General features: G+C 64.9%; 15 protein-coding genes. 6 read left to right on the top strand and 9 right to left on the bottom strand.

Annotation, left to right across the window (positions count from 1 at the left end; all coding sequences use genetic code 11):
* The first annotated feature begins 286 nt into the window (after window positions 1-286).
* The 5 genes from B5F89_RS03815 (at window position 287) to nagA (ending at window position 5,129) form a co-directional block, all read left to right on the top strand.
* Window positions 287-1,069, top strand: coding sequence for an ABC transporter permease (locus tag B5F89_RS03815; protein WP_087430476.1), 783 nt, complete (start codon window positions 287-289; stop codon window positions 1,067-1,069).
* On the top strand, window positions 1,045-1,836 hold the full coding sequence (locus tag B5F89_RS03810) for an ABC transporter ATP-binding protein (protein ID WP_087430475.1): 792 nt from the start codon (window positions 1,045-1,047) through the stop codon (window positions 1,834-1,836). The genes B5F89_RS03815 and B5F89_RS03810 overlap by 25 nt, the downstream gene beginning before the upstream one ends.
* Window positions 1,837-1,946: 110 nt before the next feature.
* Window positions 1,947-3,008: an ABC transporter substrate-binding protein gene (locus B5F89_RS03805; RefSeq protein WP_087430474.1), complete on the top strand. Its 1,062-nt coding sequence runs from the start codon at window positions 1,947-1,949 to the stop codon at window positions 3,006-3,008.
* A 117-nt stretch (window positions 3,009-3,125) separates the two neighbouring features.
* A complete protein-coding gene (locus tag B5F89_RS03800) occupies window positions 3,126-3,947 on the top strand; it encodes a glucosamine-6-phosphate isomerase (RefSeq protein WP_087430473.1) in 822 nt (273 codons plus the stop codon).
* A 12-nt stretch (window positions 3,948-3,959) separates the two neighbouring features.
* Window positions 3,960-5,129 carry an N-acetylglucosamine-6-phosphate deacetylase gene (gene nagA / locus B5F89_RS03795; RefSeq protein ID WP_087430472.1) on the top strand — a complete coding sequence of 390 codons (1,170 nt, stop codon included), beginning with the start codon at window positions 3,960-3,962 and terminating at the stop codon, window positions 5,127-5,129.
* 146 nt (window positions 5,130-5,275) lie between these two features.
* On the opposite strand, the gene larB is transcribed toward nagA, so the two are convergent.
* Both larB and B5F89_RS03785 read right to left on the bottom strand, forming a co-directional pair.
* Window positions 5,276-6,058 carry a nickel pincer cofactor biosynthesis protein LarB gene (gene larB, locus B5F89_RS03790; RefSeq protein ID WP_087430471.1) on the bottom strand — a complete coding sequence of 261 codons (783 nt, stop codon included), beginning with the start codon at window positions 6,056-6,058 and terminating at the stop codon, window positions 5,276-5,278.
* Window positions 6,059-6,103: 45 nt separating this feature from the next.
* Window positions 6,104-6,475 carry an arsenate reductase family protein gene (locus B5F89_RS03785; RefSeq protein WP_087430470.1) on the bottom strand — a complete coding sequence of 124 codons (372 nt, stop codon included), beginning with the start codon at window positions 6,473-6,475 and terminating at the stop codon, window positions 6,104-6,106.
* A 165-nt stretch (window positions 6,476-6,640) separates the two neighbouring features.
* On the opposite strand from B5F89_RS03785, the gene B5F89_RS03780 reads away from it, so the two are divergent.
* Window positions 6,641-7,570 (top strand): PHP domain-containing protein, encoded by a 930-nt coding sequence (locus B5F89_RS03780; RefSeq protein WP_087430469.1) that lies wholly within the window; start codon window positions 6,641-6,643, stop codon window positions 7,568-7,570.
* Between the two features lie 23 nt (window positions 7,571-7,593).
* On the opposite strand, the gene hisE is transcribed toward B5F89_RS03780, so the two are convergent.
* The 7 genes from hisE to hisC form a co-directional block, all read right to left on the bottom strand.
* Entirely contained in the window at window positions 7,594-7,911 is a 318-nt protein-coding gene (hisE, locus tag B5F89_RS03775; protein WP_087430468.1) for a phosphoribosyl-ATP diphosphatase, read from the bottom strand.
* A gap of 42 nt (window positions 7,912-7,953) precedes the next feature.
* Window positions 7,954-8,280, bottom strand: a complete 327-nt coding sequence (gene hisI / locus B5F89_RS03770) for a phosphoribosyl-AMP cyclohydrolase (RefSeq protein ID WP_087430467.1) — start codon at window positions 8,278-8,280, stop codon at window positions 7,954-7,956.
* A gap of 15 nt (window positions 8,281-8,295) precedes the next feature.
* Complete coding sequence (gene hisF / locus B5F89_RS03765) at window positions 8,296-9,078, bottom strand: imidazole glycerol phosphate synthase subunit HisF (RefSeq protein ID WP_087430466.1); 783 nt, start codon at window positions 9,076-9,078, stop codon at window positions 8,296-8,298.
* A complete protein-coding gene (locus tag B5F89_RS03760; RefSeq protein WP_087430465.1) occupies window positions 9,072-9,893 on the bottom strand; it encodes a HisA/HisF-related TIM barrel protein in 822 nt (273 codons plus the stop codon). Before B5F89_RS03760 ends, hisF begins: the two co-directional genes overlap by 7 nt.
* Entirely contained in the window at window positions 9,890-10,630 is a 741-nt protein-coding gene (locus B5F89_RS03755; protein ID WP_087430464.1) for an imidazole glycerol phosphate synthase subunit HisH, read from the bottom strand. The genes B5F89_RS03760 and B5F89_RS03755 overlap by 4 nt, the downstream gene beginning before the upstream one ends.
* A gap of 120 nt (window positions 10,631-10,750) precedes the next feature.
* Window positions 10,751-11,464 (bottom strand): imidazoleglycerol-phosphate dehydratase HisB, encoded by a 714-nt coding sequence (hisB, locus tag B5F89_RS03750; RefSeq protein WP_087430463.1) that lies wholly within the window; start codon window positions 11,462-11,464, stop codon window positions 10,751-10,753.
* Window positions 11,461-12,555, bottom strand: a complete 1,095-nt coding sequence (gene hisC, locus B5F89_RS03745; RefSeq protein ID WP_087430462.1) for a histidinol-phosphate transaminase — start codon at window positions 12,553-12,555, stop codon at window positions 11,461-11,463. The genes hisB and hisC overlap by 4 nt, the downstream gene beginning before the upstream one ends.
* Window positions 12,556-12,558 lie beyond the last annotated feature (3 nt).

Here is a 12,558-nt window from a genome sequence, read left to right as displayed (position 1 = left end):
CGACTTCTTGTAAACAAATCGAAATAGACCGTTGGGCGCTCTAAAACTACCGTTTGGAGAAAAGGGGCACGCTCAAAGATAAATCGTTTATTCGCATGTTTACCTGCGCTTTTAATGCCCTTGAAACACGGTAATCCGACGATTGAAGGCCAAGCTTCCCCCTATCAATTCGGCGAAAAGGCGGCTACTATGCTTGATGAGAATGTTCGTCCGGCTACTTATACGTTTAAGTAACCAAATCGAGCGACTCCGGCATCGATCCTCACGGAGAAAGGAGCTTGTCGCGATGCAGAATGAAAAGAAAGTGCCCATCTGGGCGAAGATACCCAACTGGGTGTGGGTGCTTATATCGGTGGCTTGCGCCGGTGCACTCTGGTTCTTCGCCAACAGCGCCTGGCCGGCGGTCTTCGCATCGCCGATCGAGGTCTGGGACGCCGCGGTAACCCGAGCTGTTTCCGGCACGCTCTGGGAGCACACCTGGGCGTCGCTCTCCCGCGTCCTTACGGGCTTCGGAATCGCTTTTGTCACGTCCATCCCCGTGGCATTCCTCATGGCGTGGTACGACCCGTTCCGCCACATCGTCGAGCCGTGGATCCAGTTCATCCGTAACATTCCGCCGCTCGCCTACGTCTTCCTGATCATCGCCGCTCTCGGCATCGGCAACGTCTCCAAGATCACGGTTATCTTCATCGCCGCGTTCCTGGTCCAGGTTGTTACCATCTATCAGGGCGTCAAGGGTGTCGACACTACCCTCATCAAGGCGGCGCGCGTGCTCGGCGCCAAGGAGTCTGACATCTTCTTCAAGGTCATCATCCCCGCCTCCACCCCGTTCATCCTCGTCGCTGCGCGCCTGGGCCTCTCCACGTCGCTCACGACCCTCATGGCCTCCGAGATCGTCGGTGGCGACCGCGGCCTCGGCATGATGATTCAGCAGGCCAGTGGCTACTATCAGATGGACGTCGTGCTGCTGGGCATCATCATGCTCGGTATCATCGGCATCGCCTTCGAGAAGATTGTTCGCTTCCTTGAAAGGAGGTTCACCGGATGGCAGGAAACAGTGCAGCAGTAAAGGTCAAGATTGACCATGTGGTGAAGAAGTTCCAGACGCGCAAAGGTGAGATGACTGCACTCAACGGCGTCGACCTCGATATCCACGAGAACGAGTTCATCACGGTCGTCGGCCCGTCCGGCTGCGGTAAGTCGACGCTCCTGAACATCATCGGCGGCCTTGAGAAGCCCACCGATGGCCAGGTCCTCGTTGATGGCAAGCCTGTTGAGGGCCCGAGCCCCGAGCGCGGCATCGTCTTCCAGCAGTACGCGCTCTTCCCGTGGCTCACGGTCATCAAGAACGTTATGTTCGGTCTGAAGCTCCAGGGCAAATCCAAGGAGGAGGCCGAGGAGATCGCCCATAAGTACCTCAAGATGGTCGAGCTCGAGGACTTCGCCAACCACTATCCCAAAGAGCTCTCCGGCGGCATGAAGCAGCGCGTCGCCATCGCCCGCGCCTATGCCACCAACCCGCAGGTCCTGCTCATGGACGAGCCCTTCGGTGCTCTCGACGCGCAGACCCGCACTCAGCTCCAGCAGGAGCTCATCGAGACGTGGGAGAAGGAGCGCAAGACCTGCTTCTTCATCACCCACGACGTCGAGGAGGCAATCATCCTTGGCAACCGCTGCGTGATCATGAGCGCACGTCCCGGCCGCGTGAAGGACATCATCGACATCGATATCCCCTATCCGCGTGACCAGGCCACCAAGATGAGCCCGCGCTTCCTTGAGCTCAAGAACGAGATCTGGAGCCAGGTGTACCAGGAGTACCTCTCCGTCCGCAAGTAGGCACGACCGCGGCGCGCTTCTCGCGCGCCGCGTTTTCCGGGTCTAGCACCCGGGTCTATTGGAAACAGCACCCTTAAGGGTGCGAGGTTGTACAAGAGAAGGAGAACACCATGTCCAACCTGAACGACTTCATGCTCAGCCGTCGCAGCATGCTTGCTGGCCTCGGTGGCCTCGGTCTTGCCATGGCCGGCCTCGCCGGCTGCAGCAACGGCGAGACTCCTGCCGGCAGCACCCCCGCCGCCAGCTCTGAGTACGAGCCCGTGACCCTGCGCGTTGCCTACATGCCTAACCTCGGTTCGGCTTCCTCCCTCTTCTCCGCCATGGATCAGGGTTACTTCGACGAGGTCGGCATCACCATCGAGGCCACCAAGTTCGAGGCCGGCCCCGCCGAGATCACCGCTATGCAGTCCGGCAGCATCGACATCTCCCAGATCGGTCACGGTGCTCACAGCCTCTGCATCAACGGCGACGCCGTCGTCTTCGCCTTCGACCAGCTCTCCCAGGCTGACGCTGTGGTCTGCGACAAGACCAAGATTGCTTCCGCCGCTGACCTCAAGGGCAAGAAGGTCGGCCTCCAGTCCGGCACTTCCTCCGAGATCATCCTCGACTACGTGCTCCGTGACGCCGGCCTCACCCGTGACGACATCGAGGTCCAGGAGATGCAGGTCGCTGGTATGACCACCGCTCTTCTCTCCGGTCAGATCGACGCCGCCGCCACTTGGTCGCCCAACACCGTGACCATCGCTAACGAGCTCGGCGACAACTACCTCGTCCTCGGCACCAACACCGACTACTCCGACGAGGTCGCCTTCCCGTCCAGCTTCGTGTGCCTGCCCGAGTACGCTGAGGAGAACGCTGAGATTCTCGCTCGCTTCGGCGCTGCCATCGCCAAGGCTCAGGTCTATCGTGCCGAGAACATCGACAAGGTCGCGACGCTGCTCGCCACCGAGCTCGAGGTTCCCGAGGAGACCATGCAGCAGGCTACGGGCGAGGGCGACTGGGACGGTACGGTCGAGGCGCTCGGCAATGACGACGTCATCCTCGGTTACTACGAGGCTCAGCAGAAGGTCTTCCTCGACGGTGGCCAAGTCACCGAGGAGGTCCCCGTGGAGAACTACGTCAAGACCGACATCATGGACGAGGCGTACAAGATCTACGAGGAGATCAAGTAGCTTTTGCTGACCAGGCGAAGCCTGTGTAGCATCTAGTCGACAGCCGGGCCTTGCACATGCGAGTGTCCGGCTGTCGTTTTTCTGGGCATTGCGCCCCAAGAGAGAGGAAGCATCACCATGAAGCATGACTACTATCACATCCCCGCTGACAAGCTGGGCGAGGGCGCCAAGATTCCGCTGGAGGTCCTCGGTGACTCCGGCGAGATCTTCTACGAGATCGCCCTCACCATGGTCGAGGAGATCGAGGCCCACAACGCCCGCGGCGAGAAGACCGTCTTCATCTGCCCGGTTGGCCCGGTCGGCCAGTACCCCATCTTCGTGCGTCTCGTGAACGAGCGCCGCGTCTCCCTCAAGAACTGCTGGTTCATCAACATGGACGAGTACCTCACCGATGACGACGAGTGGATCGACGCCGAGGACGCCCTCTCCTTCCGCGGCTTCATGGAGCGCACCGTCTACAGCAAGATCGACCCGGAGCTCGTTGTCCCCGAGGCGCAGCGCATCTTCCCCGACCCCAAGGACCCCGCCAACGTCGGCCGCGTGATCGACGAGCTCGGCGGCGTTGACATCGCCTTCGGCGGCATCGGCATCACCGGTCACCTCGCCTTCAACGAGCCCGAGCCCGATATGCCGGTTGACGAGTTCGCCGCACTCGACACGCGCGTCCTCTCCATCCACCCCGAGACCCGCGCCACCAACTGCGTGGGCGACCTCGGCGGCGCCCTTGAGGACATGCCCCATCGCTGCGTGACCATCGGCATGAAGGAGATTCTCGGCGCTCGCAAGGTGCGCCTGGGCGTCTTCCGCGACTGGCACCGCGCCGTGGTGCGCCGCGCCGCTTACGGCGACATCACCGCTGCCTTCCCGGCGACCCTTCTGCAGAACCACCCCGACGCGAAGATCTTCGTCAACAACGTCGCAGCCGGTCAGGCCTACTAAGGAGGCCCCGTTATGGCTTCATCTGAGAACTCGTTCTACCTCAAAGGCGCCACCGTCCTTCTTCCCGAGGGCATGACGCGCACGGATGTTGTTGTCAAAGACGGCAAGATCGCCGGTCTCCCCCGTGACACCGCCAACATCGAGGGTCTGCCCGAGCTCGATGCCACCGGCATGACCGTGCTCCCCGGCTTTATCGACATCCACACGCACGGCGCTGCCAACGTTGACGTGAACGCCGCTGACGAGGAAGGTCTGCGCACCATCGGCCGTTTCTTTGCGAGCCAGGGTGTCACCGGCTGGCTCTGCTCGGTACTCACCGACACGCCCGAGCAGACGCTCTGGTGCATGGAGCAGGCCCGCAAGGTCATCGAGGGCGGCCCCTACGACGGCGCCGCGCTCCTTGGCATCCACCTCGAGGGTCCGTGCCTCTCCAGCGAGTACAAGGGCGCCATGCCCGAGCACCTGCTCATGCATGAGGCGACCTCGGAGCTCTTTGGCCGCTATCAGGAGGCGTCCGGCGGCAACGTCCGCTACACCACCCTCGCCCCCGAGGTTCCCGGTGTGGAGAAGATCATCCCCGAGCTCAACGCGATGGGCATCGTCTGCGCCATCGGCCACAGCGGCGCGGGCTACGACGAGTCCATGGCATGTGTGGCGGCGGGCGCCGCGAGTGCGACCCATCTGGGCAACGCCATGCGCCTCTTCCACCAGCACAACCCCGCCATCTGGGGCGTTGCGCTTGAGAGCGACCTCTACGTCGAGGCCATCTGCGACGGCCGTCACCTGCACCCCGGCAGCGTGCGCCTCTACCTCAAGGACAAGGGTTGGGACCGCGTGGTCGCCATTACCGACTCCATCATGGCCGCCGGCCTGCCCGACGGCAACTACAAGCTCGGTGTGAGCGACGTGGTTGTTGAGGACGGCGACGCCAAACTCGCCGACACCGGCGTGCGCGCCGGCTCCACGCTCACGCTCGCCCAGGCGCTTCGCAACATCGTGAAGTTCGCCGACACGGACGTGGCTCACGCCGCGCACCTTATGACCGCCAACCCCGCGCGCCTCATCGGCCTGCCCACCAAGGGCAACATCGCGCGTGGCTGCGACGCCGACCTCACCATCGTGGACGCCGACCTCGAGGTCGTGCGCACCATCGTGGGCGGCCGCACGGTCTACACGCGTTAACGCGCTCGACTTAGGGTCGTGGCGAGCAGCCTGACCCACATGCAGGGGCGCCGCCACCGCTCATCGATGCGGTGGTGGCGCCCCTTTGTTATGCCTCGGATATGCCGCGGCGCCCCTCAAGAGACGGCACCGCGGCAACTCCCAGGCTATTCCCGCGGGCCGGGCAGATGGTTGATAAGCGAGGCCTGGTACGCCGCGCCAAAGCCGTTGTCGATATTTACGACCGAGATACCGCTCGCACAGCTGTTGATCATGGCAAGAAGCGCGGTCACACCGCCGAGGTTGGCCCCGTAGCCCACGCTCGTGGGCACGGCGATAACCGGGCACGACGCCAGACCGCCCACCACGCTCGGCAGCGCCCCCTCCATACCCGCGATGGCGATAATCACCTGCGCGCGGGCGATGTCATCTGCATGGCGCAGCAGGCGGTGGATACCGGCAACACCCGCATCGTTTACCACGTTCACCTGGTTGCCGAGAAAACGGGCCGTGAGCGCCGCCTCGGCCGCCACCGGAATATCGCTCGTACCTGCGGTGATAACGAGAATCTCGCCGTTACCGGACGGCTCGGGGAGCTCCCCCACCACGCCCGCGTGAGCGTCGTCGTGATAGGTATAGGAGCCGAGCGCCGGGGCAAAGGCCTCGAGCGCGAGGAGCTCCTCGTTTTTCTGCGCATCGACGCGGGTGATGAGGATGCGCCGCTGACCCGCAGCGCGCATGGCGCCCACAATGCCCGCAATTTGCTCGGGCGTCTTGCCGGCACCGTAGATGACCTCAGAGACACCCGTGCGCGCCCCACGCGCGGTGTCGACCTGAGCGTAGCCAAGGTCGCTCACCGCGTCGAGGTGCACGCGCTCCACGAGCTCGTGCGGCGCCATCTCGCCCGCAGCGACCCTGCGTGCCAGTCTCTCCAAATCGTATGCGTCCATGCGCATCCTCTCCCGCCGCATCGCACGGCGCGCTTCATGTCCCCCTTACAGCAGGGCCTCTGCCCATGCGGCCTCACGGAAGCCCACAAGCACCGTGTCGCCCGCAACCACGATGGGACGTTTGACGAGCATGCCGTCGGTCGCCAGGAGCTCGCGCGCCTGCTCATCGGTCATGCCGGCGTCGAGCTGAGCCTTGATGCCGAGCTCGCGATACTTCATGCCGCTCGTGTTGAAAAAACGCCTCACGGGAAGATTGGCGCGCGCCTGCCAGTCGGCGATCTCGGCGGCGGTGGGATTGTCCTCCACAATGTGGCGATCGGTATAGGCTACGCCATGCTCGTCGAGCCATTTCTTGGCCTTCTTGCAGGTTGAGCACTTGGGGTACTCGATAAAGAGAATGGTTGCGGCAGACGGCATCTGGGCCTCCTTGTGTCGTATCATGAATACACCCTACCATGGTACCCCGTCGTGCGACGAAGCGTCACATGGGGCATTTCGACCCCGTCCCCAAATGGCCACCTCAAATGGTCATTTCGACCCCGTCCCCAAACATGCCCCAAATGTGCCAGTAAGGAGTTTCACATGGGCCTACCTGCACGCACTCTCGTAGATTGCCATACCCACACCCTCTTCTCGGACGGTGCGGCAACGTTCGCGGAGAACGTGCGCGCCGCGGCGGGCGCGGGCTGCCGCGTTATGGTCTCGACCGACCACCTCACCCTACCGGCGAGTATGGACCCCACCTGTGCGGTATCCGTTGCCGAGGGCGAGCTCGCCCATCACCGTGCCACCTTTGACGAGGCGCGTGCGATGGCCGCCGAGCTGGCGCCCGAGCTCGAGTACATCTACGGGTTTGAATGCGACTGGTACGAGGGCTGCGAGCCGTACGTAGAGCGATGGAGCGCAGGCGCGGTGGTGCGCCTGGGCAGCGTTCACTGGTTAGGCGACCCCGGCGACATATCTGCCGGCGCCGCGCACCCCGGGGATACAGACGACCCTGCTGCACGCGTGGCCGCCGCAGGAACGCCCGGGTCGGGCGCGGGCTGGATCGACGACGGCGACGACCTTCACCTTTGGTTGGAACTCGAGCCCGATGAGGTGTGGCGACGCTACGCGCGCACTTGGTGCCGCGCCTGCGAGAGCCCGCTCGCCTTTGACGTGATGGCCCATCCGGACCTCGCCCAGCGCTTTTGCCAAGAGGGTCTTGCCGCCACCTGCGACCTTCGTCCGCTTATGGACGAGATGGCCGTCTGTGCCCACGACACGGGCAGACGCATTGAGATCTCGACCGCGGGTCTCCGCAAGGGCGTGGGCGACTACTACCCCAACCGCGCGCTCCTTGAACGCTTCTGCCGCGCGGGTGTACCCATCACCTTTAGCTCCGATGCGCACGTGGCGCGCGACATCTGCTCGGGCATTGCCGACGCCATGGGCCACGCCTTTGCGATTGGGTACCGGAGCTTTGACGTGCCGCACGCAGACGGCTCGTGGGAAACCGTGCCGCTTGCCTGACGCTGTGAGCAGATGAAGCTGCGTTACCTCATGCGCGCATTGAGCTCGCCGGCGAGCTCGTCGATAGTGACCCCGTAGCGCTCGAGCGTCACAAGCAGGTGGTAGACGAGGTCCGCCGCCTCATAGCGGATGTGGTCGTGGTCGCGGTCCTTTGCCGCCATGACGACCTCCGTCGCCTCCTCGGTAAGCTTCTTGAGCAGGCTGTCCTCACGGCCGGTGAGAAGACGCGCCGTGTAGCTCTGCTCGGGCGAGGCGTCGCGCCTGCCATGTATGGTTGCGGCGAGGCCGCTGATGGTCTCACCGATATCGCCCGCCTGCACGTTGGCTGTGCGCTCCCCCATATCAGACTCCTTATCTCACGCGTGCCGTGCGCGCTGTTTGCCTTACGCCTCGACGCCAAGCTCGTTGAAAAAGCAGCTGCGGGCGCCCGTATGGCACGCGGGGCCCGGCGAGTCCACCTTTACGAGCAGCGTATCGCCGTCGCAGTCCGCCCAAAGCTCGCGCACCTGCTGCATGTTGCCACTCGTGGCGCCCTTGTTCCAGAACTCCTGGCGGCTCCGGCTCCAAAACCACGTTGTGCCCGTCTGTTGCGTGAGCGCAAGCGACTCGGCGTTCATCCACGCAACCATGAGCACCTCGCCGGTGTCGTACTGCTGCACCACGCAGGGGATGAGCCCCTGCGCATCGAATTTGAGCTCGTCTGTTGTCATCTGCCAGCTCCTCGCCTAGAAGTCGAGCCTTGTGGGAATGCCCTGAGAGGCCATGTACTCTTTCACCTCGCGGATGCTAAAGGTCCCAAAGTGAAAGACGCTCGCCGCGAGCACCGCGTCGGCCTCGCCCTCGATGATGCCCTCGGCAAAATGCTCGAGTGTGCCCACGCCGCCAGACGCGATCACCGGAATGGACACGGCGCGCGCCACCGCGCGGGTGAGCGCAAGGTCGAAGCCCTCCTTGGTACCGTCGCGGTCCATGCTGGTGAGCAGAATCTCGCCCGCTCCGCGACGTGCGGCCTCCTCTGCCCACGCAACCGCGTCGATGCCCGTGGGCGTGCGACCGCCTGCAAGGTAGACCTCCCAGCGATCCGCCCCGGGCGCGCCCGGCTCGCCTACGCGTTTGGCATCGATGGCCACGACGACGGCCTGGCTGCCAAAAGCTGCCGCCGCCTCGGATATGAGCTCGGGGCGGCGCACCGCGGCCGAGTTGATCGAGACTTTGTCCGCGCCCGCAGCGACCATCTGGCGCATGCCGGCGAGGTCGCGGAAGCCGCCGCCCACCGTGTAGGGAATGGCGAGCTCCTCCGCCGCGTGCGCGGCCATGTCGATTGTGGTGGCACGGTTGTCGCTCGTGGCGGTGATATCGAGAAAGATTACCTCGTCTGCGCCCTCACGGTCGTAGGCGCGCGCGAGTTCCACGGGGTCGCCCGCGTCGCGCAGATCGACGAAGTTCACGCCCTTGACCACGCGACCGGCCTTGACGTCGAGGCAGGGTATGACGCGCTTTGTTAGCATAGGCGGACCTCCTGCTTGGCGGTGGCGGGGGCGCCCGTAGCGGCAGGGGCGTCCGCGGCGTCGCGCGCGAGGGCGCCAGCGGGCCCTGCGGCGGCGAGGGCCGCCTCGAGTGTGAACGCGCCCTCGTACAGCGCGCGGCCCGTGATAGCGCCCTCGATCACATCGGGACCCGCCTGGGCGAGCGCACGGATGTCTGCGAGCGACGATATGCCGCCCGAGGCAACCACGGGAAAGCCCGCGAGGGCGGCGACGCGGCGATATGCATCCACGTCGATACCGGTCTGCATGCCGTCGCGCGCGATATCGGTATAGACAAGATGACGAAAGCCCAAACTCGCGAGTTCGGAGACCACGTCGTCGAGTGTGCGCGACACGTCCTCGCGCCAGCCGTTCACCCTGACCTGGCCGTCCCGCGCCGCCACATCGGCCACCAGCACGTCGCCAAAAGCGCGGGCCGCCACCTCGGCAAAACCCGGCTCGGTCACAAGCACCGTACCAAGCGCGATGCGCGCGCACCCAAACCCTACGAGCTCGTCGATGCGCGCGAGCGAGCGCACGCCGCCGCCCACATCGACCGAGAGGCCCTCGACCTCGCAAATTGCCTTGATGGCCGCGGTGTTGGCGGCTCGCGCGTCCTCGTCCTCCTCAAGGGCGGCAGAAAGGTCCACCACGTGCACCCACTCCGCACCCGCCTCGGCAAACGCACGCGCCTGCGCGACCGGGTCGTCCGCATAGACCTTGCAGCGCGAGCGGTCGCCGCGCTCGAGACGGACCACGCGGCCCGCTACCAAATCGATTGCCGGAAAGAGAATCATGCGATCGCCCCCTGGCAGATACTCGTGAAGTTTCGCAAGATGCCCGCGCCGTGGGCGGAGGACTTCTCGGGGTGGAACTGGCAGCCAAAAATGTTGCCGTGCCAGATGACCGAGGGGATGGCGCGCGCGTAGAACGTGTGCGCGGCGACGTCTTGCGCGTCGGCATCCTCGGCCACCGCATACGAATGGGTGAAGTAGACGTTTGCGCCCTCGTCAAAACCGGCGAGAAGCGGGCAGGCGCGGCCCTGCTCGGTCAGATGCACCTGGTCCCACCCCACGTGCGGAATCTTGAGGCGGCGCGCGGGCAGAAGCGTGCAGGAGCCCTTGAGTACGCCGAGGCCGCGCACCCAGCGCGTGCCGCCCTCGGCAAAGACCGTGCCCGGCGCAAGCCCCCCTCCGCGGGGCGCTGCGACCTCCGCAAGCGGCGCCTCGGCAGGCACGCCCTCGTCGCCACAGTCAAACAGAAGCTGCTGCCCCAGACAGATGCCCAAAAAAGGCGTGCCCGCGCCGCCGGCGATGGCCTCGGTTATGGCAGCGTCTTGCCCCGATGCCCGCATGAAGCTGATGGCGTCAAAAAACGAGCCCACGCCGGGCAGGACGATGCCGTCCGCCTGGCGGATCTTGTCTGGATCGTCGGTTGCCACCGCCTGCGCGCCGGCGCGCGAGAGACCGCGCACCACGCTCGAGAGGTTTCCCTTGTGGTAGTCGACAACGACGATACGCGGGCTAGCCCCCACTTTCCGTCACCCCTTTTTTGGTCAAACGCACGCCAGCGGAGCCGAGCGCACAAAACGATCCCGTCCCCAAATTGGCAGAGTGCACGAAACGAACCCGTCCCCAAATGAGCCCAAATGAGCCTAGAGGGCGCCCTTGGTGGAGGGCACGCCCGTCACGCGCGGGTCGAGCGCGCAGGCAGCGCGCATCGCGCGGCCTGCAGATTTAAACGCCGCCTCGACGATGTGATGCGTGTTGGCGCCGGCGAGCTCGCGCACGTGCAGCGTCAAGCGTGCATCGCGGGCGAAAGCGTAAAAGAACTCGACCGCAAGCTCAGCATCGAACGCGCCCACGCGCTCGGTCGGCAGCGGCAGCGTGCAATACGCCTGGCCGCGACCGGAGATATCGACCACCGTCTGCACGAGCGCCTCGTCGAGCGGGACCGTACAGTCGGCAAAGCGCGCGATGCCCGCCTTGTCTCCCAACGCCTCGGCAAAGGCCTGGCCGAGCACGATACCCGTGTCCTCGACAGTGTGGTGAGCGTCGATATCGGTATCGCCCACCACCTTGACCTTGAGGTCAAAGAGACCGTGGCGGCCAAAGGCGTTGAGCATGTGGTCAAAAAACGGCACACCCGTGTCGATGTCGCAGATACCCGAGCCGTCGAGCCCGAGCGTGATGGTGATGTCGGTCTCCGACGTTCGGCGCGCGACACTCGCGGCGCGAGGCGCGTCAGCCGGCAGATTCGACCCCTTGAAAAGCGAGGTCAACCCCGAGCTCTGGCGCGCGTCCACCTCAGACACGGTCGCCGCCGAGGTCTCGGCCAAGGTCTTGGGCTGTTTGCGGTAAACGGTCATCGTCCCTCCTTACCCGTGAGCTCGCTGAGGGCACAGACGAGCGCATCGTTTTCTTCTGGCGTACCCACCGTGAGGCGCAGGCACTCCGCGAGCCCCGGTGCAGAGCTGAAGTCGCGGACGAGTATCGAGTAGTCGTCGCGCAGGCGCCGGCGCACCTCGGCCGCATGCGCAACGCGCACGAGCAGAAAGTTCGCCGCACTCGGCCACACGCGCACGCCGTCGAGCGCGCCGAGGGCACGTGCCAGGCGCTCGCGCTCGGCGCAGATGGTCGCAACACAGGGCCGGTAGGCGTCGCGCGTACGCACCGCAGCGAGTGCCGCTGCCTGGGTGAGCACGTTTACCGAGTAGATCTGGCGCACCGCGGCAAACACATCGATGATGTCCGGCGCGGCGAGCACGTAGCCCAAGCGGATGCCCGCCTCGCCAAAGGCCTTTGAGAGCGTGTGCAGCACCACAAGGTTGGAGCAGCGCGCAAGCAGCACCTCCGCAGAGGAGCCAGCAGGCGCGAACTCACCGTACGCCTCGTCTACCATAACGATACCGGGGCACGCGGCGCAGACGCGCTCGATAAGCTCGAGCGGCACAAGGTCGCCCGTGGGGTTGTTGGGCGAGGTCAGAATCACCATCGCCGCGTCCCGCGCAGCGGCGAGCAGGGCTTGCTCGTCGAGGGCGAAGGTCTCCGCATCGCGAAAGACGCGCACGCACTCGGTTTGGACAAGCGAGGCGAAAAACCCGTACTCGCTGAAGTCAGGCGGGCAGGTCACAAGCGTGCGCCCGGGCCCGCCAAAGGCGAGCAGGAAGTTGAAGAGGAGCTCGTCACCGCCGTTGCCCACACAGACGTTCTCACGCGCGAGGCCGTGGCGGCTTGCAAGCTCGTCGCGCAGCTCGTTTGCCATGGGGTCGGGGTAGCGGTTGAGCGGCGTGGCGGCAAGCGCGGCGTCGATGGCCTCGCGCACGCCCGCGGGCAAGGGATAGGTGTTCTCGTTGGCCGAGAGGTTGATCTTGCACGGCGAGAACGCCGGGTCGTAGGGCTCGATGTCGGCCAGATGCGGCTGGACGAGAGCGCGCATGCGCTCGGAGAGCTGGGCCATGGC

The sequence above is a fragment of the Collinsella sp. An307 genome, from assembly GCF_002161805.1.
GTDB lineage: Bacteria > Actinomycetota > Coriobacteriia > Coriobacteriales > Coriobacteriaceae > Coprousia.
The sequence above is the reverse complement of the archived record's forward strand: the minus strand, read 5'-3'. Positions and strand labels throughout refer to the sequence as shown.